General features: G+C 41.6%; 26 protein-coding genes. All 26 read left to right on the top strand.

What is annotated here, in order from left to right; genetic code table 11:
* The first annotated feature begins 388 nt into the window (after nucleotides 1–388).
* The 26 genes from eutM (at nucleotide 389) to KQI58_RS05225 (ending at nucleotide 23618) form a co-directional block, all read left to right on the top strand.
* The gene (gene eutM / locus KQI58_RS05350; RefSeq protein WP_016178649.1) at nucleotides 389–673 is read left to right on the top strand and encodes an ethanolamine utilization microcompartment protein EutM; all 285 of its coding nucleotides are present in this window, start codon (nucleotides 389–391) and stop codon (nucleotides 671–673) included.
* Nucleotides 674–684: 11 nt separating this feature from the next.
* Nucleotides 685–1695, top strand: a complete 1011-nt coding sequence (locus KQI58_RS05345; RefSeq protein WP_102866471.1) for a DMT family transporter — start codon at nucleotides 685–687, stop codon at nucleotides 1693–1695.
* Nucleotide 1696: 1 nt separating this feature from the next.
* On the top strand, nucleotides 1697–1981 hold the full coding sequence (locus tag KQI58_RS05340; RefSeq protein WP_016178647.1) for a hypothetical protein: 285 nt from the start codon (nucleotides 1697–1699) through the stop codon (nucleotides 1979–1981).
* A 12-nt stretch (nucleotides 1982–1993) separates the two neighbouring features.
* On the top strand, nucleotides 1994–2290 hold the full coding sequence (locus KQI58_RS05335) for a BMC domain-containing protein (RefSeq protein ID WP_016178646.1): 297 nt from the start codon (nucleotides 1994–1996) through the stop codon (nucleotides 2288–2290).
* Nucleotides 2291–2305: 15 nt separating this feature from the next.
* A complete protein-coding gene (locus tag KQI58_RS05330; RefSeq protein WP_102866474.1) occupies nucleotides 2306–2611 on the top strand; it encodes a BMC domain-containing protein in 306 nt (101 codons plus the stop codon).
* Nucleotides 2612–2624: 13 nt separating this feature from the next.
* Nucleotides 2625–4043: an aldehyde dehydrogenase family protein gene (locus tag KQI58_RS05325; RefSeq protein ID WP_216407127.1), complete on the top strand. Its 1419-nt coding sequence runs from the start codon at nucleotides 2625–2627 to the stop codon at nucleotides 4041–4043.
* A 14-nt stretch (nucleotides 4044–4057) separates the two neighbouring features.
* Nucleotides 4058–6598: a choline trimethylamine-lyase gene (cutC, locus tag KQI58_RS05320; RefSeq protein ID WP_216407125.1), complete on the top strand. Its 2541-nt coding sequence runs from the start codon at nucleotides 4058–4060 to the stop codon at nucleotides 6596–6598.
* Nucleotides 6599–6620: 22 nt separating this feature from the next.
* Nucleotides 6621–7571 (top strand): choline TMA-lyase-activating enzyme, encoded by a 951-nt coding sequence (gene cutD, locus KQI58_RS05315; protein WP_216407124.1) that lies wholly within the window; start codon nucleotides 6621–6623, stop codon nucleotides 7569–7571.
* Nucleotides 7572–7583: 12 nt separating this feature from the next.
* The gene (locus KQI58_RS05310) at nucleotides 7584–7928 is read left to right on the top strand and encodes a BMC domain-containing protein (protein ID WP_016178641.1); all 345 of its coding nucleotides are present in this window, start codon (nucleotides 7584–7586) and stop codon (nucleotides 7926–7928) included.
* On the top strand, nucleotides 7925–8377 hold the full coding sequence (locus KQI58_RS05305) for a EutP/PduV family microcompartment system protein (RefSeq protein WP_216407123.1): 453 nt from the start codon (nucleotides 7925–7927) through the stop codon (nucleotides 8375–8377). Before KQI58_RS05310 ends, KQI58_RS05305 begins: the two co-directional genes overlap by 4 nt.
* Nucleotides 8364–9503, top strand: coding sequence for a 1-propanol dehydrogenase PduQ (locus tag KQI58_RS05300; protein WP_016178639.1), 1140 nt, complete (start codon nucleotides 8364–8366; stop codon nucleotides 9501–9503). Before KQI58_RS05305 ends, KQI58_RS05300 begins: the two co-directional genes overlap by 14 nt.
* A complete protein-coding gene (locus KQI58_RS05295) occupies nucleotides 9503–10069 on the top strand; it encodes a hypothetical protein (protein WP_137439044.1) in 567 nt (188 codons plus the stop codon). The genes KQI58_RS05300 and KQI58_RS05295 overlap by 1 nt, the downstream gene beginning before the upstream one ends.
* Before the next feature lie 29 nt (nucleotides 10070–10098).
* Nucleotides 10099–10944 carry an ethanolamine utilization protein EutJ gene (gene eutJ, locus KQI58_RS05290; protein WP_216407328.1) on the top strand — a complete coding sequence of 282 codons (846 nt, stop codon included), beginning with the start codon at nucleotides 10099–10101 and terminating at the stop codon, nucleotides 10942–10944.
* Between the two features lie 82 nt (nucleotides 10945–11026).
* The gene (locus tag KQI58_RS05285) at nucleotides 11027–11326 is read left to right on the top strand and encodes a BMC domain-containing protein (protein WP_016178636.1); all 300 of its coding nucleotides are present in this window, start codon (nucleotides 11027–11029) and stop codon (nucleotides 11324–11326) included.
* The gene (locus tag KQI58_RS05280) at nucleotides 11320–11583 is read left to right on the top strand and encodes a EutN/CcmL family microcompartment protein (protein WP_016178635.1); all 264 of its coding nucleotides are present in this window, start codon (nucleotides 11320–11322) and stop codon (nucleotides 11581–11583) included. The genes KQI58_RS05285 and KQI58_RS05280 overlap by 7 nt, the downstream gene beginning before the upstream one ends.
* Before the next feature lie 15 nt (nucleotides 11584–11598).
* On the top strand, nucleotides 11599–12204 hold the full coding sequence (locus tag KQI58_RS05275; RefSeq protein ID WP_102872959.1) for a cupin domain-containing protein: 606 nt from the start codon (nucleotides 11599–11601) through the stop codon (nucleotides 12202–12204).
* Between the two features lie 41 nt (nucleotides 12205–12245).
* A complete protein-coding gene (locus KQI58_RS22950; RefSeq protein WP_216407122.1) occupies nucleotides 12246–12863 on the top strand; it encodes a BMC domain-containing protein in 618 nt (205 codons plus the stop codon).
* A gap of 85 nt (nucleotides 12864–12948) precedes the next feature.
* The gene (locus tag KQI58_RS05265) at nucleotides 12949–14505 is read left to right on the top strand and encodes an acetaldehyde dehydrogenase (acetylating) (protein WP_216407121.1); all 1557 of its coding nucleotides are present in this window, start codon (nucleotides 12949–12951) and stop codon (nucleotides 14503–14505) included.
* A gap of 32 nt (nucleotides 14506–14537) precedes the next feature.
* The gene (locus KQI58_RS05260; protein WP_102866486.1) at nucleotides 14538–15173 is read left to right on the top strand and encodes a phosphate propanoyltransferase; all 636 of its coding nucleotides are present in this window, start codon (nucleotides 14538–14540) and stop codon (nucleotides 15171–15173) included.
* An 18-nt stretch (nucleotides 15174–15191) separates the two neighbouring features.
* Nucleotides 15192–15473, top strand: coding sequence for a BMC domain-containing protein (locus tag KQI58_RS05255; RefSeq protein WP_016178630.1), 282 nt, complete (start codon nucleotides 15192–15194; stop codon nucleotides 15471–15473).
* Nucleotides 15474–15755: 282 nt separating this feature from the next.
* Complete coding sequence (locus tag KQI58_RS05250) at nucleotides 15756–18185, top strand: GH39 family glycosyl hydrolase (RefSeq protein ID WP_216407120.1); 2430 nt, start codon at nucleotides 15756–15758, stop codon at nucleotides 18183–18185.
* Nucleotides 18186–18345: 160 nt separating this feature from the next.
* Nucleotides 18346–19740 carry an MFS transporter gene (locus tag KQI58_RS05245; protein ID WP_216407119.1) on the top strand — a complete coding sequence of 465 codons (1395 nt, stop codon included), beginning with the start codon at nucleotides 18346–18348 and terminating at the stop codon, nucleotides 19738–19740.
* Nucleotides 19741–19957: 217 nt separating this feature from the next.
* A complete protein-coding gene (locus KQI58_RS05240; protein WP_216407117.1) occupies nucleotides 19958–21052 on the top strand; it encodes a Gfo/Idh/MocA family protein in 1095 nt (364 codons plus the stop codon).
* A gap of 79 nt (nucleotides 21053–21131) precedes the next feature.
* Nucleotides 21132–22142 carry a sugar phosphate isomerase/epimerase family protein gene (locus KQI58_RS05235; protein ID WP_216407115.1) on the top strand — a complete coding sequence of 337 codons (1011 nt, stop codon included), beginning with the start codon at nucleotides 21132–21134 and terminating at the stop codon, nucleotides 22140–22142.
* Nucleotides 22143–22155: 13 nt separating this feature from the next.
* Nucleotides 22156–22545 carry a C-glycoside deglycosidase beta subunit domain-containing protein gene (locus tag KQI58_RS05230; protein ID WP_216407113.1) on the top strand — a complete coding sequence of 130 codons (390 nt, stop codon included), beginning with the start codon at nucleotides 22156–22158 and terminating at the stop codon, nucleotides 22543–22545.
* 17 nt (nucleotides 22546–22562) lie between these two features.
* Nucleotides 22563–23618: a Gfo/Idh/MocA family protein gene (locus KQI58_RS05225; protein ID WP_216407111.1), complete on the top strand. Its 1056-nt coding sequence runs from the start codon at nucleotides 22563–22565 to the stop codon at nucleotides 23616–23618.
* The last annotated feature ends 4 nt before the right edge of the window (nucleotides 23619–23622 follow it).

The raw sequence follows: 23622 nt of genomic DNA, 5'->3' as shown, positions 1-23622 counted from the left end.
CATCAATAATTGAAAAATTTTCTTACCTTGTCATTCTAACAATTTTCACTTGTTTCGAGGTAAAAAATGTGATAGTTCTTTTTATTTTCATTCAATTTTTTTTAATTCTGTATTAATCGGAAAGAAAATAGCAGCGGCACTTCTATGAAATTATTTTAATTTAAAAAGAGATATTACTTAAATAGAATCAAGCGATTAAAAGATTTTATTCTGAAGATTCTCGATTAATACAGTTAATTGAGAATTAAAACTGTTTTATAACAATGTGATTGTGTTATACTTCACAATTTTTTAAAAATTTGGGGTTGACTCCTACCGTAAGGGAACAATCTACAGTGAAAATGCATAAAAAATGTATGCGATTCAATCGCGAATAGGAGGAACAATAGTGAAGTACGATGCATTAGGAATGGTAGAAACAAAGGGTCTAGTAGGATCAATCGAAGCAGCCGACGCAATGGTGAAAGCCGCAAATGTTTCCTTGATCGGAAAAGAACTCGTTGGCGGTGGGATCGTCACTGTAATGGTACGTGGGGATGTTGGTGCAGTAAAAGCAGCTACCGATGCTGGAGCAGCAGCAGCTCAACGAGTGGGTGAACTATTATCTGTGCATGTCATTCCGCGTCCGCATGGTGAAGTAGAAACTATTCTCCCACATACAACGAATGAGTAAGGGGAATCAGTATGAATAGTGAAAAGAGTGTCATGCAAACAACGGTTTCTGCAGAATCGAAAATGAAAGCGGTTGGGAAAAAATTTCGAATCGCTGGACTCGGAAATGGTTTGTTTTCTGGGTTGACTTATGGGATTTATTCAACTTTGGTTATGGTGGCTAGCGGATATGATCCTTTAGTCAGTGCAGCGGGGTTCTTAGCAGCTCCTTTTGTTAGCTCGGGCTTAAACGATTTATTTGCTGGGATCTGGTTATTATTTTATAACGCAAAACATGGACGATTGAAGGAATTATCGCGGACATTGAAGACAAAACCTGGACAAATGCTGGTAGTTGGCTTTCTTCTAGGTGGTCCTGTGGCCAATGGAGCCTACCTGATCGGTTTAGCAATGGCAGGAGCTTACGCAATTCCAATCTCGGCAACGTGTAGTCTATTCGGTTCTTTATTTGCTTGGATTTTCTTAAAGCAACGCCCTACAAAGCGTGTTGTTTTTGGGATGTTGCTATGTGTTGCAGGAGCAATCGTCATCAACTGGGCAAAACCTGAGGGGGCACCGAATTTTACACTAGGAATTATTTGTGCATTGATTGCAGCAGTTTGCTGGGGGCTTGAAGGTGTCTTTTCAAGTTTCGGCGGGGCAATGATTGATACCGATGTTGCAGTGAACTTACGCGAGTTAATTTCTGGCTTAGTTGTCTTGATTTTGATTGTACCGCTTGTTGGCGGATTGAAACTGCTTGGTGGAACATTGACAGCAGGTATTCCGATTCTGTGGCTGGTTTTATCTGGATTAAGTGCTGCGGCATCATTTGTTTGTTGGTATAAAGCCAACTCAATGGTGGGTTGTGCAATCGGGATGTCTCTAAACGTGACCTACGCTTTCTGGGGCGTATTATTCTGCGTTCTGTTCTTAGGTCAAACCCTGACATCAACAATTGTTATTGGATCAATTGTAATCGTATTAGGAGCCATCATTGTAACGATGAATCCTTTAGATTTATTCAGAAAAGGAGATGCATAGAATGGCGCTACCAACCAGAATGGCTGTTTTGAACTACATGTTTGATCATAACGAAGTAGATGTAAAAGAAGTCATGTCCGCTTTGAAAAAGGATTATGGCAGTGAAAAACAGTTCAACGATAAAATGTATCTCGATCATTTGTTGGCCCTTGAAGCAAATGGCTTATGTGAAATGACGAGTTACGATTTGGATAAGAATAGTGAATTAGTGATGCGCTATATGATCACGGAAGATGGGCGGCAAACTGTTTCTAAGTATGTAGATGCTGCTTATCGCAAAAGCTAAGGAGGTCTGTTAGTGAGATACAGAGGTGAAGAAGCACTAGGATTGGTCGAGACAGTCGGACTGGTTCCAGCATTAAAAGCTTGTGATGAAATGCTAAAGGCGGCCAATGTTGAGCTGATCTCGTATGAAAATATTGGATCAACACTGGTGACGATCATGATCAAAGGAGATGTTGCAGCTGTCGAAGCTTCTGTGGCTGCAGGAGCTAAGGCAGCAGAAGGAATCGGTACTCTGACCGCACAAAATGTTATGCCCAGGCCAATTCGGGCTGTAGGTGACATTGTTTCTGTTCATGATATTGACCAGTAGTTTAGGAGGGACAAAATGGAAAGATACGAAGCGATCGGGGCAATCGAAACATTTGGATTAGTTTTTGTTTTGGAAGCAGCTGATGCTATGTGTAAAGCGGCGGACGTTGAGTTGGTCGGTTATGAAAATGTGGCCTCTGGTTACATTTCCGTCATCGTAAGAGGAGATGTTGCAGCATGTAAGACAGCTGTTGAAACAGGTATTGCGGCAGTTGAAGAAATGGGTGCGGAGGTATACAGCTCCGTTGTGATTCCAAGTCCGCATATTGATTTAGGAAAGATCATTGATCGGTATTCGTTGGAGCAATTACTACCAGCATAAGGGAGTGGAAGTCATGCAGTTTGTGGATAAAGATCTAAAATCGATCCAAGAAGCCCGCATCTTGGTTGAATCCGCTCGCGATGCACATTTTTTACTAAGGGAATATGACCAAGAAACACTTGATCGCATGATTCAACGAATGATCACTGAGGTGCAACAGCTATTGTCAGAGCTAGCTGCTTTCGAAGTATCAGTTACGGGAAAAGGCAATGAACAAGATAAGACACAGCTATACCAAAGCTTTTTAGCTCAGTTTAATGATTCGTTTCAAGAGCAGGTGATCGGTGTTTTGAATACTAATGGAGCTCCCTTGAGTAAAATCGGGATACCATTTGGTGTTGTTGCAGTTATTTTACCAGCAGAAAATATTGTTTTAAATGCGTTATTTGCTACATTAAGTGCCTTAAAAGCAGGAAATACAGTGATTCTTATTCCGCCGAATAAAACGGAAGAGGCAGCGGCTAAATTAGTCGAAATTCTTAATCAGGCTAATTCTGGCTTGCCAAAATCCAGTTTCAGCCATATGGAAAATACTACAATCGAAGGAGTCAAAGCATTAATAGAGCAAGAAGCTGTCGATTTAGTGATTAATATTGGAATGGCGGATTATTTTGATTTACGGGCGTATCCTAAACCGATTATCTATGGCGGCTGTGGTTCAGTACCGGTTTTTGTCGAGCGAACAGCCAATGTCAGCCAGGCTGCTCAAGCGATTGTTTCTAGTCGTGCTTTTGATAATGGCTTATTGCCCTCAGCAGAGCAATTTGTTATTGCTGAAAGTGTGATTGCAAAGGAAGTAAAAGAGCAGATGATCGAGGCTGGTGCTCATTTCATGAGTGTTGCGGAAGAAAAACAGCTTTTGACTAAATTATTTTTAAGCAATGAAATAAATCCCAGCATCGTCGGAAAAGATGCACAAACGATTGCTGGAATCGCTGGATTTACTGTGTCAGAGAAGACGAAGGTCTTAGTATCGGAGCAACCGTATATTTTTGACGAGAATCCCTTTACCACAGCACTAAAATGTCCGATCCTAACCTTTTATTTAGAGTCTGATTGGATTCATGCCTGTGATAAATGTATTCAGTTGTTAAAGGAAAAGCGTAACGGACATACGTTAGCGATCCATTCGAATAATCAATGTATTATCAAAGAATTCGCTTTGAAGAAACCTGTTGGCCGCATGATTGTAAATGCAGGAGCAAGTTTAGCGGGAATTGGAATCGATTCCAGTTTACCAGTCTCGCTGATTTTGGGTGGAATGACAACGGGACGCGGGTTCAAAGCCAAGAATATTACAGCAAAGGATTTAACCTATGTTCGTGAAATTGGCTACACGTCGGTTAAGGAGCCGAGTAAAGGAGTTAACAAGCGAGTTTCAGATGAACAATTACTTATTGAGAAATTTTTACAAAAAATAATTGAGCAGTAAAGTGAGGGAAACAGATGGACATCAAAGAATTTTCAGCAAAATTAGCTGAAGCGACAAAAGAATTAAGCTCAGAAGAAAGACAGGCCTTGATGAAAATGTTTGCTTCTGTTTCAGACGAGGTCAAAAAGGACGACGTCGTAACAGAATTACTGGTCTCGGATGAGGGAACAGAGATTCCTAATGGAATTACGAAACGTTTGCAGGCATTGAAGGACAACTATTTAGAGCAAGTACCGTCAATTACTACTTATCGTGCCCGAGCGATTACAAAAATTGCCAAGGAAAATCCAGGCATGCCAAAGATTGTTTTGCGGGCAAAATGCTTCCGTTATTGCTGTGAAACAGCGCCGCTGGTGATACAAGATCACGAACTGATTGTTGGAGCACCCAACGGTAAGCCGCGTGCAGGCGCATTCTCTCCAGATATCGCATGGCGCTGGATGGAGGATGAGATCGATACGATCGGCAGCCGTCCACAGGACCCGTTCTACATTTCTGATGAAGACAAAAAAATCATGCGTGAAGAGCTTTTCCCATTCTGGAAAGGCAAATCTGTCGATGAATATTGTGAGGATCAATACCGTGAAGCAGGTGTTTGGGAATTATCTGGTGAATCTTTCGTTTCCGATTGTTCGTATCATGCACTAAATGGCGGTGGCGATTCCAATCCTGGGTATGATGTCATTTTGATGAAAAAAGGCATGATCGATATTCAGAATGAAGCCAAGGCACATTTGGAAGAATTAGATTATGAAAATCCTGAGGATATTGAAAAAATCTATTTCTATAAATCAATCATTGATACAACCGAAGGCGTCATGATTTATGCCCGTCGGATGGCGGATTATGCTGCGGAGCTGGCTGCGAAGGAAACCAATCCAAAACGCAAAGCCGAGCTTTTGAAAATCTCTGAAGTGAACCGTAAAGTCCCTGCCCATAAACCGGATACCTTCTGGGAAGCGATTCAAGCCGTTTGGACAATTGAATCATTGTTAGTCGTTGAAGAGAACCAAACAGGGATGTCAATTGGACGTGTGGATCAATACATGTATCCATACTTTAAGGCTGACCTAGAAGAAGGTCGGATGAATGAATTCCAAGCCTTTGAATTAGCTGGCTGTATGTTGATTAAGATGTCTGAAATGATGTGGATCACTAGTGAAGGCGGTTCGAAATTCTTCGCTGGCTATCAGCCGTTTGTAAACATGTGTGTCGGCGGGGTGACTCGTCAAGGGCGCGATGCTACCAATGAATTGACCTATTTATTGATGGATGCTGTTCGTCATGTCAAGGTGTATCAACCTTCGCTTGCCTGCCGCATTCACAACCACTCACCAAGAGAATATCTGAAAAAAATCGTGGATGTTGTTAGAGCCGGTATGGGTTTTCCTGCTTGTCATTTTGATGATACACACATCAAGATGATGCTGGCAAAGGGTGTCTCAATTGAAGATGCGAGGGATTATTGTTTGATGGGTTGTGTGGAGCCGCAAAAATCAGGTCGTTTGTATCAATGGACCTCTACTGCCTATACGCAATGGCCGATTTGTATTGAACTAGTCTTGAATCATGGCGTTCCTCTGTGGTACGGCAAGCAGGTTTGCCCAGATATGGGTGATTTGTCTCGCTTCAAGACCTACGAAGAGTTTGAGGCAGCGGTTAAGGAAGAAATCAAATACATTACGAAATGGACAGATGTAGCTACCGTTATTTCCCAACGTGTTCATCGTGATCTAGCGCCAAAACCATTGATGTCAATCATGTACGAGGGCTGTATGGAGAACGGAAAAGACGTTTCTTCTGGTGGTGCAATGTACAATTTTGGACCGGGTGTTGTTTGGTCTGGCCTAGCAACTTATGCTGATTCAATGGCTGCAATTAAGAAACTGGTCTTTGATGAGAAAAAATACACATTGCAGGAATTAAATGAAGGATTAAAAGCTGATTTTGCGAATAATGATCGTATGAGAACGGATTGTTTGAACGCGCCGAAATATGGAAATGACGATGATTATGCCGATTTGATCGCGGCAGATCTGATCAACTTTACTGAAGCTGAGCACCGTAAGTATAAAACATTGTATTCAGTGTTGAGTCACGGAACCTTGTCAATTTCCAATAATACACCGTTTGGACAAATGACTGGAGCTTCTGCGAATGGACGTAAAGCTTGGACTCCGCTATCTGATGGAATCAGCCCAACGCAAGGCGCCGATTTCAAAGGACCGACTGCAATTATCAAATCAATCTCGAAAATGTCCAACGACAGCATGAACATCGGGATGGTGCATAACTTTAAGATCATGTCTGGTTTATTGGATACACCAGAGGGTGAAGAAAGTCTGATTACGTTGCTTAAAACGGCTTGTCATTTAGGTAATGGAGAAATGCAGTTTAACTATTTAGACAACAATACCTTAATTGAAGCACAAAAACATCCAGAGCAATACCGCGATTTGATTGTTCGGGTAGCTGGTTACAGTGCTTTCTTCGTAGAGTTATGTAAGGATGTTCAGGATGAGATTATCTCACGAACAATGCTGACAAAAATTTAAAAAAAGCTGGAGCTTGGAATGGATGGTAAATGTGAAAGAGGAACGGATAGAACGGCAAGCGATGATTTTCAATGTACAAAAATACAGCCTGTATGACGGTCCTGGGATCAGAACTATCGTCTTCTTCAAGGGATGTCCATTGCGCTGTCAGTGGTGCGCCAATCCAGAAGGGATCAAGCGTCGGTTTGAAGTCATGTTTAAGGAAAGTGTTTGTACGAATTGTGGTGCATGTGTGGATGCCTGTCCTTTAGGTATCCACTACATTGATGAACATGGGAAACATCAGGTGCGACGCGATATTTCCTGTAATGGCTGTCAAGAATGTGTAAATGCCTGTCCCATGAAAGCACTCAATATCACAGGTTCCATTATGACGATCTCAGAGTTAATGGAAGTGATTCATGAAGATGATGCCTTTTATGAAATGTCTGGTGGCGGGGTAACCTTTAGCGGTGGGGAATGTACCGCGCAGCCTGAAGCAGCGTTGGCGCTTTTAAAAGCATGCAAAGCGGATGGATTAAATACTGCGATTGAAACCTGCGGCCATAGTCACATGAATAAACTGCTAGAAATGGCTGATTATATCGATCTCTTTCTATACGACATGAAGCACATGGACCCTGTGCGCCACAATGAATTAACCGGTATCAGCAATGAGAAAATCCTAGCTAATTTAAAGGAATTGTTGGTACGGGGCTATAAGGTCCAGATCAGGATGCCGATGCTGAAGCTGATCAATGACAGTCATGAAGAAATCAAAGAAATCGTGGAGTTCCTGCTACCGTACAAAGATTTTTCGAATTTTAAAGGGATCGATTTACTGCCTTACCACAAATTGGGTGTCAACAAATACGGACAATTAGGCATGGAATATCCGGTAGAAGGCGATCCGAGCTTGTCTGATGCTGATTTGGATCAGATTGAGTCTTGGATTGCTGAGTATGATTTTCCAGTACGAGTGGTGCGGCATTAAGGAGGCGGAACAATGTCAGAATTATTAGCTCAGCGAGTGATTGAAGAGTCTGTGCCTGGAAAACAGATTACGTTGGCGCATGTCATAGCAGCACCCATCGCGAGTGTTTATCAATCATTAGGAATCGACGCAGCAGGAGCGATTGGTATCTTGACCTTGTCTCCTTTTGAAACTGCAATGATCGCAGCAGATACAGCAGCGAAAGTAGCAGATGTTGAAATTGGATTTCTAGATCGCTTTACTGGTTCGGTGGTTATTACAGGAGATGTCGAAAGTGTTGAAACAAGCTTGACTGAAGTGCTGCGGGTTTTTAAAGAGGTATTGCACTTCAGCGTAGTGGATGTGACTCGAACGTGAGAATCCTTTTGGTTGGACCAAGAGAAAGCGGCAAGCTGAAAATCGCGAATTATCTGGAAAAAACAAACGCGCAACCATTAAAGAAAGTCGCCAATATCATGTATTATCGACGGACAATCCTTGTTCCAGACAGCTATTTGGAAAGTCCTTGGATGCATAAGCATGTGATTGCTTTACAGCAAACGGCGTCTTGTGGAATCTTTTTACAGCCAGTTACTGCAAAACGCCGCAGCTATCCGCCAAATTTTGCGAAGGTTTTTCGAATTCCTATTTATGGAATCGTCACCTATCACAAATCTTATGAAGGGTCTGCCTTGCAGCAAGCCAAAGCGCAACTTCTGGCTTGTGGACTTGAGCAGGTTGATCTGGTTCTTGACTTGGAAAAAGAAGAGCTGCATCAAATAGAACAAATAATTTTAGGAAGGGGGCGAGAGAATGGGGAGTTTTAAAATGGCAACAAAAATATATTCCGGCAGCAACGCCACAACTTATCTGAAAGATTGCCGATGCCAACGGGCCTTAGTTATTTGTGACCCTTTCATGGTAATAAGCGGAATGGTAAAAAAGGTCACAGCCATTTTGTCGGAAGCGAACAGCTCGTATCAAATTTTTTCTGAAATCGTTCCTGATCCTACGATTGAAGTAGTAACCAAAGGGGTTGCCTATGCGGCAGATTTTCAACCGGATACAATTATTGCTTTAGGTGGTGGTTCTGCCTTAGATACGGCAAAAGCGGTTCGACAAATCTATCAACAGGCAGGGATCGAATCAGCTGTGCAATTAATCTGTATACCAACAACGAGTGGTACTGGTAGTGAGGTCACATCTTTTGCGGTTATTTCCGATCCATCCGTTAATGGCAAATATGCTTTGGTGGATGATGCGATGATTCCTGATATTGCAATTTTAGATCCAGTTTTTACCCTAACGGTTCCTAGCAGTGTGACTGCGGATACCGGTATCGATGTTTTGACTCACACCTTAGAGGCATATGTTTCAACAAATGCCACGGACTTTACGGATGCTTGTGGGGAAAAAGCGATGAGGATTGTTTGGCAGGATCTAGCTAAGGCAGTGGCTGATGGTGAAGATGCACAACGGCGAGAGAGAATTCATAACGCTTCATGTTTAGCGGGAATGGCCTTTAGCGAAGCCTCGTTAGGAATTTGCCACAGCTTGGCTCATGCGCTGGGGGGACGTTTTCATATTCCTCATGGTCGAGCTAATGCCATATTATTGCCACATGTTATTAGCTTTAATGCGGGAATTGAAAGCAATCAAGATCTGCCTGCTTTGAGTAAGTATGCTGAAGCGGCGAACCTATTGGGAATATGCTCAACAACAGAAAGAACGACGGTCAATCTTTTGATTGCAGGTATCCAAAAATTAACCCGAAAACTCGATATTCCGAAGTTCGTAACAGATCTAGGAATTAATGAAGATGCGTTTATCGCTGCAATTCCAGAGATGGCAGAAGCAGCATTGAAGGACAAATGTACATTAACCAATCCGCGGCAGGTTACGGTGGCGGATCTGGCAGGTATTTACGCCAGAATTTGTCGAGGTGAGTGCTGATGCGTTTTATTACTGAGCAGGAATTACAGTTAAAAAATCGACAGAAATCAATAGAACGTTTTTTGTTAACAAAAAATGAGCGTTTAACTCCTGGAGCAAAACAGTTTTTGACGGATCATCAGATTCCGATTGTCACGCATGATGAAACGGATACTGCTGGAGGATCGTCCGATGAAATGATGAAAAATCTGGCTTTAGTGTCCAAGCATAAGACTTTTTTTCCGTTATTAGAAGTCGAACTGTGGGAAGCAGCGTTAGAGGCGAGAAATGTTTGTTCAGCTAGCTGTGAACGAATAACTGCTTTGACTCAACTTGTAAAAAAAATTGTAACGCAAAACCTTGAAGAGCTTCCTTGCAGTGAAAATGAAAAAGATCAACCGATTGAACTTTCTGAAATCAGTGAGGTTCAGATTTTTCAGCCTGGAGGTAAGATCGCTTTAAAATTGAGACGCGCAATCATCTATGCGAAAACGATTCAAACCTGTGTCACACTCGAACAACAAGCAGCTTTAGAGCAATTGATCTATTTAATTGCAAAAGAAATCGAACAGCTAGAAAAGCTTTAAAATGTTAAAACTTGGAGGAATCGCCTGTGATGACTATGAACGATATATCTGCCTGTGACCACTTAGTCGCAGAATTTGAAGCAGTGATAAACAAACCAAAGAAAAATTCAACACGTACACTTTATACCGGTGTCGATCTTGGGACAGCCTGTATCGTTTTAGCTGTTATGGATGAAAACTATCAACCAGTGGCAGGGGCTTATCGCTATGCAGATGTCGTGCGAGATGGGATGGTCGTGGACTACATTGGCGCGATTACCATCGTGAAAGAGCTGAAGGCTGAATTAGAAGAAAAACTGGATACAGAACTAATTTATGCAGCGGCGGCAATTCCTCCAGGAACAGATGCGTTAGATGGCGGCGCGATCAAGAATGTTGTTCAAGGAGCCGGTTTTGAATTGACGAATGTGCTGGATGAACCTACTGCGGCAAATCAGGTCTTAGCGATTCAAAACGGTGCCGTCGTCGATATCGGTGGCGGAACGACAGGTATCTCCATTATCAAAAATGGTGAAGTTGTAAAAGTCGTGGATGAGGCGACTGGCGGTACTCACTTAACACTTGTAACGGCAGGTGCATACAAGGTTTCTTTTTCAGAAGCGGAGCTTTATAAACGAAATCAAGATAATCATCAAGAGTTGATTGCTGTTTTGAAGCCAGTAGTAGAAAAAATCGCAACGATCATTACCGAACAAATTGCCGGTTTTGAGATCAATGGTCTGTATTTGGTTGGCGGAACGGCTTGTTTAACAGGGATTGAGAAAATCATTGAAGCAAAAACCAAAATCAAAACGTTCAAGCCATTGAATCCGATGTTTGTTACTCCGTTAGGCATCGCGTTGAGTTGTACAGATGAAGCTTTGGCAGTAGGTTAAAAGTCTTAAAGTAATCGATTTATGCGTTTAACCTATTGCCAGAAAGAAGAAAACGTTTGGTGAAATAAAGGAGGGACAGCAAATGGATTGTCGAATGATTAAATCTCCCGGTGAAGGAACGCTAGCTATCTTAAATCGTCGGAAAGGCTCTGGTCCTAAAGCAGCACTGGAGATACCTGATGCAGTAGGATTGGTTCAAGGGAAATTGATTGAAATGGTCTGTGCGGCTGATGTTGCAGAAAAGGCAGTGGGCGTCACCGTGGAGGATATTCGCGGAAGTTGTCCGCAGAATATGATCTTGTTAGCGATTTTTGGTGATACCGCATCTGTTGAAGCAGCAATCGAGGAAATCAAACGAAAAGAGAAGGAACGAAAATGGTAACAGCACGATTAATCGATAATATTTGGGCAACACGAAAATCAGAGCAACTGAATGGCCTGAAGCTAATGATTGCAGAAATCATCGGCGGATCGCGTGATGGCGAGCAGATGATCGTTTGTGATGTGATTGGTGCAGGGATTGGTGATCGAGTGATTGTTACCTGCGGCAGTGCTGCGAGAAGAATGCTGGAAGATGATGCGATTCCAGTGGATGCGGCGGTGATCGGTATTATCGATGAAGGCTGTGAATCTGTATAGAGAGGATCAGGTGCAATGAAGGAATTGATATGTCTGGAGGATGTAACAAAAGCGCATGAAGCGGGTGAACCTCTTTGTGTTAATCAAAACACGATCATTACACCCGCTGCACAGGATTTAATCGAAGAACTGCATGTTCCGTTAAACGAATCCTGTGAAACGCAATCAAAAGAGCTCAATTTACCTAATGAACTGAATCAGGAGACCTTGTTGCAGCTATTAAAAATGATTTTAGCGGGTGAAACGAGCCCCTTTCAATGTGAAAAACATGCCAGTGGATTAAAAGTTGTAAAAGGCAGCACTGTGGAAATGAAACCCTTTGAAACGGGCAATCCTGAAGCGCAGGTTTTTTATCAAGAACTCATCAGTAAAGAAGAGGCGAAAATCAGTGCAGGCTTTTTGGAAATTGATCATTCACGTTTTGATTGGGAACTCAGCTACGAAGAGATTGATTATGTGATTAGTGGAAATTTAGAAATTACGATCGAAGGTCAAAAATTTACAGCATGTCCAGGAGATGTTGTTTTCGTACCAAAAGGCAGCAAAGTCACTTGGGGTTCTAATGATAAAGTGAAGCTGTTTTACGCAACGTATCCAGCGAACTGGTCAGATTTGCTGTAAAAAAAATTGTGCCGACAACGTGTACGATGAAGGAGTAGACAATGAACGCATTAGGATTAGTTGAAACAAAGGGCTTATTGGCTGCGATCGAGGCCAGTGATGTCATGCTGAAAACAGCGGAAGTGAGCTTAACGCAAAAAGAAATTGTCGGCGGTGGACTAGTGACGGTAATGGTCTCAGGCGATGTGGGAGCAGTCAAAACGGCAGTGGATGCTGCGGCTTCCGCTGTGACAAAGCTCGAGGCAACTTTACTCGTAACAACTCACGTTATTCCACGTCCTGATAAAAGCTTAAGCCTTTTTGAAAGAAAGGAAGAGATTCAGGAGTCTAGTGATGAATCAGTATCTATTGTTGAGGAGGCACCTCAGGATGCGGAAGAAGTGTTAATCTCAAATGAAAATCATGAAGAGACAATTATTGAAGGTAGTCAGGAATCAGAAGCCGCATTAAGCCCAATAATTTCAGGGGCTACACTTTCACAATGGGGAAAGACTGGAAAAATAGCGGAAATGGAAGCAGCATTAACTGAAATGAAGGTTATTGACCTGCGAAAACTTGCGAAAAAGCAAACTAATTTTGCTATCAGTAAAAAAGATGTGCATAAAGCCAATAAGGAACAGCTTGTTTCTGCATTGAGCTTACATTTTCAAAAAGTCTAGTGACTGTCTTCAGAAGCTGTATTTCCGCCAAACTGATGAGAAGAATTCTGTTTAAAAATTTTAGCGCTAAAGGAGTCACATAAAAATGAACAAGTTTGACAAAGATTTATGTTCCGTACAGGAAGCGCGAGACTTAGCCCGAGCTGGAGAAAGGGCTGCTCAAGAATTTGCGACCTTTAGTCAAGAGCAAGTCGATGCAATTCTAAAAAGCATGAAGGAAGCAGCAGAAAAATTTTCTGTTTGTTTAGCTAAAGCTGCTGTGGAGGAGACTGGTTTTGGAACAGTAGCGGATAAGGCTTACAAGAACCATGCAGCCGGAACGTTACTATACGAAGAAATCAAAGATGAAAAAACTGTTGGGATTATCGCTGAAGATACGACTAAAGGGACCCTTGATGTGGCGGAACCAGTGGGGCTAGTCTTAGGAATTATCCCTTCAACCAACCCCACATCAACGGTTATTTTCAAGGCAATGGTGGCATTGAAATCACGGAATGCTATCGTGTTTGCTCCGCATCCTGCGGCTGCAGAATGTACGAAGAAGGCTGCGGGCATGATGAGTCGTGCTGCAGAAGCAGTCGGAGCACCCAAAGGCATTATTAGCTGTGTCTCGACGCCAACGATGGCGTCAACAAATGAATTAATGCATGCTGATGAAGTAAGCTTGATTATCGCTACTGGCGGGCCGGGAATGGTAAAGGCTGCCTATAGTTCAGGAAAACCTGCTATCGGTGTCGGAGCGGGGAATTCTCCTGCTTATATTGAGAGAAGCGCTGATGTCAAAAAGGCTGTTTCACAAATTATTGCAAGTAAAACCTTTGATAATGGAACGATCTGTGCCTCTGAGCAGTCGATTATTTGTGAAGAGATCAATGAAGCTGAGGTTACTGCTGAATTGAAAGCTCAAGGTGGTTACTTTATGTCTGAAGAGGAGACCGCAAAAGTCTGCGGGCTGCTTTTCAAAGGCGGGGGTCATGCGATGAATGCGAAATTTGTCGGGCGTAAGCCGCAAGTGATCGCAGAAGCAGCCGGTTTTACTGTTCCTCATTCAACGACTGTTTTGATTGGTCGCCAAAACGGTGTCGGAGCGGGAAATCCGTTGTCATTTGAAAAATTAACGACTGTTTTAGCCTTTTATACCGTCAGGGATTGGGAGGAAGCCTGTCACTTGAGCATCGAATTATTACAAAACGGCATCGGGCATACCATGAGTATTCATACGAATAATCGCGACATTGTTTTGAAATTTGCGGCGAAGCCGGCTTCACGCATTTTAGTGAATACAGGAGGCAGCCAAGGAGGAACAGGAATTAGTACTGGGTTGCCAATTTCCTTCACGCTAGGTTGTGGAACCTTTGGCGGCAGCTCTGTTTCTGAAAATGTTAGTCCGAAGCATTTATTAAACATTAAAAAAGTCGCATACGGCTTAAAGGACGTGACGACTTTATTGGCTGAGGATACTAGTTTTTCTCATCCAGAACTGGAAGAGCCACTAGATGCCTGTTTGACCGAAAAGCCAGTAAAAGCGAGCCAGCCATCAGAGGGAAAAACGGACAATTCAAGTATGAAGGATTTTTCGGCAGCAGAATTGTCAGAGTTGGCAGAAGTCGTGCGGAAAGTTTTAACCCAAATGAATGCTTAAATTTAATCAAATAAAGAATTGAAGGAGTAGGAATGGAAGATTATGAAGTGATTTTAAATGCCATTATGGCGCATTTAAATCCTGAAGATGTCCCAAATGATGATTCGATTCCAGTAGGGATTTCAAATCGTCATATCCATTTAAGTCAAGCTGCATTAGATAAGCTGTTTGGCAATCACTATCAATTAACTAAGCTAAAGGATCTCTCGCAACCGGGACAATATGCTTGCAAAGAATGTGTCACGCTCGCTGGTCCTAAAGGAGTAATTGAAAAGGTCCGGATTTTAGGTCCTGTGAGAGCAGAAACGCAAGTAGAAATTTTACAAAGCGATACGTTCAAACTTGGAGTAAAGGGTGCGTTACGGTTATCTGGTGATTTAGATGGTACACCTGGCTTAACATTGATTGGTCCCAATGGCGCGTTTGAAATGGCTAAAGGGGTAATTATCGCCAAACGTCATATTCATATGCTGCCGGAAGAGGCAGAACGTTTTGGCGTGACTGATGGTCAAGTCGTGACGATCGATTTTGCTGGTGAACGCGGCGGAAGCTTAAACAATGTAGTAATTCGCGCGACTGCGAATTCAGGCTTAGAGTGTCATATTGATACGGAAGAAGCCAATGCTCTTGGTGTTACGCCAGGAACAACAATAAAAATCAGAAATTAATTTAGGAGGAATACAAAAATGAAATCAGATGCATTAGGAATGATCGAAACAAAAGGATTGATCGGTTCAATCGAAGCGGCCGACGCAATGGTGAAGGCAGCCAATGTTACATTAGTAGGAAAAGAACGTGTAGGCGGCGGGATTGTGACCGTTTTGGTTCGCGGTGATGTTGGCGCAGTAAAAGCGGCAACTGATGCAGGAGCAGCAGCGGCTCAGCGTGTAGGTGAACTATTATCTGTTCATGTGATCCCACGTCCGCATTCAGAAGTAGAAACAATTTTACCATCTACAAATGCGTAAGTTCTTTTATAAAAATAGGTAATCGATCTGTACTGTTTCTGACAGGCCTTGTAATTTTGGCAAAAGGAGCAGTACAGATTTTTTAGTGTGTGAAAGAAGAATATTGTGTATTAGCAGCTTTGAAGTGCGTAAAAAAGGGGAATCGGGCGTAAATTTTTTAAGTAAGCTAGAATCTTCAGACTGTTCTCATGTATGATGAGGATAGAAAAACGCTTTCTCTAAAATAGTAAAGGCGCTATAATGATTTATTGTTTATTAGAAAGCGATACAAGGAGGGACATTATGCGTTTGATTGAACCGTGGGAAAATATTGAGATAAATGTATTAGCAGAAGATCGAATCATGCAGCATTTTGATTTAAATATCCATTTAATCTATGTGTTGGCAGGCGAAGTGACGATTGAAAAAGAAGGAACAATCATTTCATTGCAAAAAAATGATTTTTATATTTTGTCAAAATCATTGGTACATACTGTTTATACAAAAAATGCGCGGGCATTTGAGATTGTTTTAGAGTATTATTTTGAAGAGCAAGAGAACCAAGTGTTTGAAGGAAACTCGGTCACAGAGAATAAAAGAGCAGATAATCAAGTCATTCAGTCGATTGAACGCTTGCTAAAGCTATACGTCTTACAAGAAAAGCATACAGTTTCAGAAGTGTTTGAGGAGTATTTTCATATTCTTCAGATATTGGAAAAGGAATACACGAAACCTTCTACTATAGAAGAAGAGCGAAGCATGAAGCAAAAAGTCTATGAACTGAAATTTTATATTGATAATAACTTCGATAAGGATATTCGATTGGTCGATATTGCCAATAAGCTGTATGTTTCCGATCAATATTTGTCTCGCAGTTTTTCTAACGAGATCGGGATGCCAATGAATGAATACCTGATTCGTAAACGGTTGGAAAAGGTTCGGAAGGATTTGCTGGAAACGGAGAAATCAATTACCGACATAGCCTTTTCAGCGGGCTTTTCGAATATTAACTCATTTAATCGTTTATTTAAGAAGTATCAAGGCTTGACGCCGAGTGAATTTCGTAAGGAAACAAAAGCGATGGCTAAGGTTTCCTCGAAGCAAAATAGCCTTGAAGAAAAAGACCTTCGAAATTTGGAAATTTACTTTAAAGAAAAGGATGCGAAGATTAGTGATGAGACGATTCAAGTTTCCATGCAAATATCGTCAAAGCAAAACTTTCAAAAGAATATGATTAATCTTGGCTACGCCGGTGATTTGACTCATGCTTCATTTGCGGAACAAATTCACTATTTGCAGGAAAATAATCCTTTTAATTATGGACGTATATGGGGATTGTTAAGCGAAGAAATTCTGGAGCAGGTAGGCGAGGCTTACGATTTTTCCACAGTTGATGAAATTTTACGAATCATGCTAAAGGCGGGAATCAAACCATTTTTAGAACTCGGCTTCAAAGGGAAGTTGATTCATGAATCCCATACGCAGATTGTTAAAAGTCATCCTTTTATCCGAAAATCCTATAAGCTATCTGACTTGATCCAACGATTCCAAGTTTTTTTCCATCATTGTGTGGATGTATTTGGTTTAGAGGAAGTTTCTACCTGGATGATCGAGATTTGGAAGCCTAATCCTTTAGTTTTGAAGACAATTGGCTGTGAGGATTTGATGCGAATTGATCAGGATGGGGTACAACTGAATTTAGCTAAAGAAAAAACCTATATTGATGTCTTCTCGAAAATAAAAAAAGCTGTAAAACAAATCGTACCAATGATTCAGATCGGCGGCTGTGGCTTAAGCTTAGATATTGAAACGCGCGATTTAAGCATGTTTCTGACACAGTGGACAATGAGTAAAGGCGCACCGGATTTTCTCAGTTTGTCGATTTATCCAATGGATGCGGTAAAGCAGCAGCTGAACCAGAAAAAGCAGCATCATGAGCCGATTTCACCGAATTCTGATTACATGCTTCATCGCATAAAGGATTTCAAAGAGCTTTTGACGGAAATCAATTATCAGGGAAAAACATTCATTACGGAATTTAATGTGACCATTTTAAGTCGCGATATTATCAATGATACGGCCTTCAAGGGCAGCTATATCTTGAAAAATGCTTTAGGGGCGATGCCTTATTGTGATTTGATCGGCTACTGGCAGCTAACGGATTTATCGGTGACGACCTTTGATACGGCCAATAAAGAGATTTTTGGCGGTTCTGGTTTGATTTCTAAAAGCGGTATACCGAAGATTGGCTACTATGCCTACCGTTTCTTAAATCGATTAGGTAATCAGGTCGTGTATCAATCAGAGGATCTATTGATTACGAAGGATGATCCCAACAAGATACAAATTTTGTGCTATTCTTATAGTCATTTAAATTCTACTTATTATTATGACCATAGCAGTGTCTTTACTAGGAGAAATGCAGCCGCTCTGTTTGCTTCTGGAAATGTTCAGACGAAACAGGTGTTGTTGAAAGATTTGAAGGAAGAAGAAAGTCATTATCGTATCAAGTATTATCGTATAGGTCAAAAGACCGGCAATATTCTGGAGGAAATTAATCAGATCAGCAGCTCTGATCGGTTAGATGATGAGATGATCACTTACTTGAAGCATCGTTGTGAGCCACAGCTAGAAATAAGGGAAGGGCAGTCTAGAAACCATCAGTTAAAAATCGAGCTAGAGCTTTTTCCGCAGGACATTCAATTGATTGAGATTCAAAAAGTCTCTCGTTAACAAGATTGTGTAATACAATCTTGTTTTTTTGTGGATTTCAAAGCCATCATCCTAGGAAAGTATCAATAGAAAGAATGAAAAAAGCAGAGTAATGTTTTGGCTGACAGATTAAACTATTCATTGTAAACGTTTGCAAATACAACTATTCTAGGAGGTTCACATGGAAAAAGATGTCTTTGAAAATGGAATGAAGATGGAGAAAAAGGGTTTAACGAAATTTTCTATGATTGCTTATGGATTGGGTGACTTGGCTAGCCAGTTTGTCTGGACATTTGTCGGCACTTATTTGACTGTTTTTTATACGGATATTGTTGGTTTGGCTCCGGTTGCAGTTTCGATGATCATGCTAATTGCCCGTTTATGGGATGGGATCAATGATCCGATGATGGGGATGATCGCTGAACGTACAAGAAGCAAGTTAGGCCGTTTCCGCCCTTATATTGCTTTTGGCTCACCATTTTTAGCCCTGTTTTCAGTTTTGACTTTCACCGGTCCGTTTGGAAATGGAACGGCAGGTATCATTTGGGCAGCGGTTATTTATATCATCGCTGGAATGATCTACACATTAGTGAATATTCCTTACGGGGCTTTGGCGGCGGTGATGAGTGAAGATGCCAATGAACGAAATCAGTTAAATGCATGGCGCTCGGTTGGGATGAATGTCGGAATGATTATTGTGAACTCATTGTCTTCGTTTATTATGCTGGCATTTTCAGATGGTTCGCAGGTAGCAACTGGTCGAGGCTATTTTATGACAGCGTTGATCTATGCGGTAATTTCGATCCCGTTGTTTTTCGCGGTATTCGCGACATCTCGAGAAGTTGTTCAACCGATGAGAAATGAAAATAAAGTACCGTTTCGTACCACGATTAAAAATGTGATTGGTAATAAATACTTAATGATCGTTTTTCTTATCATGATTTTGCAAATGACTGCTTTTATGGGAAGAATCGCTGTAACAACTTTTTATGTCATTTATTGTTTAGGTGCGTTTACCTTGATTGCCTTACTCATGACGATTCCATCCATTGGCGGAGCGCTTTGTTCATTAGCAATTGTTCCTTTGGTTAAACGTTTTGGGAAACGTAATGTGTTGATGGTTTCCTTGATTCTTCAAGGGATTGGTTTACTCGTCGTATACTTTGCTGATTTTGACAACTTGCCAATGATTATTGCCGGTCATGTAATTTTTGGATTGTTCAATATGGGCTTTCCGATTTCACTTTCATTAGTGGCGGATTCTGTAGATTACCAAGAATTGAAATCAGGGGTTCGAACAGACGGGACTGCTTATGCGACTTATGGATTAGCGACAAAAATTGGTAACGCTATCGGAGCATCGGTGGGAATCATGCTGCTGCATTCATTCGGCTATCGGGCCAATATGGAACAATCAATGGCGACTAAAAATGGCATCAATCTAGTGGTTAATTTGATTCCAGCAATCCTATTTTTCACTGCTGCATTGGCTTGTCTGTTATGGAACTTAAGCGACAAGGATACGGATGATATTCGTGCCCAACTAGATAAAAAACGCGAGAATATCAATGATTGAGCATAAAAGTATGGTATAAATTTGTGCATTATAAAAAGAATGAAGATATAGTGCAAAAATGTTTGATCTTTAAACGTACGATTTGAAGAGTACGAAGAGGCATCATTCAGTAAACTAGATTTTGTAAGCGATATCCATTTAGCCAGTCAATAAAATGATTACGGCTGGCTAATAGTGTATGGATGTCAGTGTAAAAACGAACAAGGAGGAAAACAACGTGAAAAAATTAAAATTCGGTATTATCGGGTGCGGCGGAATCGCCAATCAAAAGCATCTACCAGCGTTAGCGAAATTAGCGGATCAAGTAGAATTGGCGGCCTTTTGCGACACGATCGTTGAGCGGGCGGAAGCAGCAGCGGCAGAATATGGTGTTGCCGATGCATTAGTTACAGAAGACTACAAAGAAGTGGTGAAGCAAGCTGATATTGACGTGATACATGTATTGACACCAAATATTTCTCACTCATTTATTACGGTTGATGCCTTAGAAAGCGGTAAGCACGTGATGTGTGAAAAACCAATGGCAATCAACTATGAAGAAGCGAAAAAAATGCTGGATGCGGCAGAACGCACAGGCAAAAAATTAACGATCGGCTATCAAAATCGTTTCCGTGCCGATTCATTAGCGACCTATGACGCTTGTAGTAACGGTGAGCTTGGCGAAATCTACTTTGCAAAAGCCCATGCCGTTCGTAGAAAAGGTGTTCCAACCTGGGGCGTGTTTCCTGATAAGGAAAAACAAGGCGGCGGACCGTTGATCGATATCGGTACCCATGCGTTAGATTTAACCCTTTGGTACATGAGTAATTACAAACCAAAAATGGTTTTAGGCTCGACCTACCAAAAATTGAAGGATAATCCAATGGCGAATATGTTTGGACCGTGGGAACCGGAATCCTTTGAAACAGAAGATTCCGCATTCGGTTTAATCAAAATGGAAAATGGGGCAACGATCTTCTTGGAAGCGGCTTGGGCCTTGAATATGATCAATCCGAAGGAAGCGCAGGTCACACTTTGCGGGACAGAAGGCGGCGCGGAAATGTTCGGGAAAGCCTTCTTGGATCAAGGATATGTGGTCTTTAACAAAGCGGCTCACAACCAATTGGAGCAAACACAACCTTCCGATGCTGGCGGCGTCTTTGGCTTTGAAGGCAGTAGCTTGGAGCAAAAGGATGCGGAAGCGAAGCAATGGGTTGAAGCGATTTTGAATGATACAGAGCCGTTGGTAAAACCAGAACAAGCAATTGTGGTGACACAAATTTTAGAAGCCATTTACAAATCTGCTGAAACTGGAAAAGTTGTGGAACTGTAATTTAATGAGGCGGACGAGCGCAATTGAAAGCAGTCGCTCGTCCCATCATCTTTATTAATTATTCGTAGGAGGAATACAAATGACGAAAATCAAAACGGCTGTAAGTTTATATAGTTTACAGGATGAATATTTAAATCATCGCATGGATTTGGATGATTTGATGCACTTTTTGCAGGAACACAAGGTTGAAGGAGTGGAAATTTTACCAGATCAAATGATCAAAAACGCGCCTCATCCGACACAAGAGGACGTTGCCCATTGGCATCAGCTTTTAGAAGAAACAGGAATTAAGCCGGTTATCGCGGATGTTTTTTTAAACACCAATCTCTATAACAATCGCAGCCTGACAAAACGCGAGTGTATTGATTTATTGATCGAAGAAATCAAACAAGCCAATCGTTTGGGAATTAAATTAATTCGTTTGGTATCAATGGTGCCTTATTGGGTTTGCGAACCCTTGCTGCCTTATTGCAAAGAATATGATGTAACGATTGCTTTAGAAATTCATGCCGGCATGGCCTTTGATGAACCTGAGACGCTTCATTTTATTGAAGAAATGAAACGCTTGGATTCTCCATATATTGGGTTAGTGATTGATACAGGAATTTTCTGTAAAAAATTCCCACAAGTAGTAGTGAACTATGAAGTCAATAATGGCGCAAGCCCTGAAATGTTTGCTTACTTAGATGAGATTTTTGCACAGGGAACAGACCTTCACTGTGTCGTAAAGGAAAATAATGGCGAATATCCAGAAGACTTCAAAAAAGTCATTAAAACCAAAGAGGATCAAATGTTTGCGCCGCTTTGCGATGGCTATGAAAATTATCCGTTTACCGTGATGGACGAGTATATGCCGTACATCAAACATTTCCACATCAAAATGTTTGAAATGACCCCAGAAGGCCCAGAATACTCGATGGATTATAAAGGACTTTTAGAATATCTCCATGAAAAAGACTATGATGGTTACGTGGCAACAGAGTATGAAGGCAATCGCTTCACACTGCCAGGCAAACCAATGCAGGAAAAAGAACAAGTAGCCGCAAACCAAAAATACTTGCAGGCGTGTTTGAAAGAGATCCAAGGATAGGAGGATGTAGAGAATGTTTGACAATAATGTGTTTAAAGAAGCTACCTGCAAAAATATTGAAGAAAAGGGCGAAGTGATCGGTTTCGAATTACAAACGCTGATTACGTATTATCGTGGTGTCCCTCTTTCCATGGTGGAATTTATTAAAGTAGCGGTGGATGATGCGGAAGTCGCTGCTGACGCGATCAAAATTTCAATCGACCAGCAAGATTGGTTTTCTTTAAAAGAAGCAACGACTGTTACCACTTATAAATGGGAATATGGTGAGCCCTTATATATTCGCGTCCTAAAACCAGGCGGATTATCACAAGGCGATCATCAAGTGAAATTGACCGTAGCTACTAGAACGGCGTATATTCCGGTGCCGTTAGTCGGCGTGAAAGAACGAACGGTGACGATTTAAGAGAAGGGGTTAGAAAGATGTTGAATTTTGGAATTATTGGACATGGTTTCATGGGTCAGACTCATGCGCAAACCATCAAAAAATTAGATTATGCGACCTTGATCGCCGTCTGCGATATCAATAAGGACCAGCTAAAGGAAGTAAACGAAGGCGTAAAAACCTTTTTGAAGGCCGATCAATTATTAGCAGAAAAAGATATTGACACAGTCATCATTGCGGTGCCGAATCATCTGCATTTAGAAATGGTTAAAAAAGCGGCTGCGGCTAAAAAAGATATTATTTTAGAAAAACCAGCGGCGATGAACGGCACAGAATTTCAAGAAATGATGGCAGTCACCGAAGAAGCAGGAGTGCGCTTTACGATTCACCATCAACGTCGTTGGGATAAGGATTATCGCTTGATGAAGGAAGTGGTCGACAGTCAGACGCTGGGCGATATTTATACAATTAAAAATTGTCTCTATGGCTTTAACGGAAACATGCACGATTGGCATGTATATCCGGAGTTTGGTGGCGGAATGCTTTACGATTGGGGCGTGCATTTGCTGGATCAAATGCTGTGGATGATTCTAGGGAAATTGAAGACGGTTTATGCGGATGTGCGAAATGTCATTAATGAAAACGTCGATGATTACTTCAATATCCAGCTTTATTTTGATAGTGGAATCACTGGTCAGGTAGAATTAGGAACGTATTTCCTAAAAGACGAAGCTTCATGGTTTGAACGCCATTGGTTTGTTGGGGGAAATAAGGGCAGTGCTTATGTGGACGGATTTAATCCGCAGGGGAAAATCGTTCGAACAAGTGAATTGTTAACGAATGTTCCAGGTAAGATTACTATGACAGCAGCCGGTCCGACCCGCTCGTTTGGTCCGCCACCAGAAGGTCGCCTAGTCACCGAAGAGCTTCCTGAGGTTTCAGTCAATCATGAGATGTTCTTTGAACAGTACAGAAACTACGTTGAGGGCGAAGGCGAATTAGTGGTTAAACCAACAGAAATATTACGCTTAATGAAGCTATTGGATGCGATTCGTGTCTCGGCGAAGGAACACCGTTCGGTCGATTTTGAATAGAAAG

Origin of the sequence: Enterococcus raffinosus (genome assembly GCF_018917525.1) — a bacterium.
Taxonomy (GTDB): domain Bacteria; phylum Bacillota; class Bacilli; order Lactobacillales; family Enterococcaceae; genus Enterococcus_A; species Enterococcus_A raffinosus_A.
Note: the sequence above shows the minus strand (reverse complement) of the source record. Positions and strands in the feature narration are given on the sequence as shown.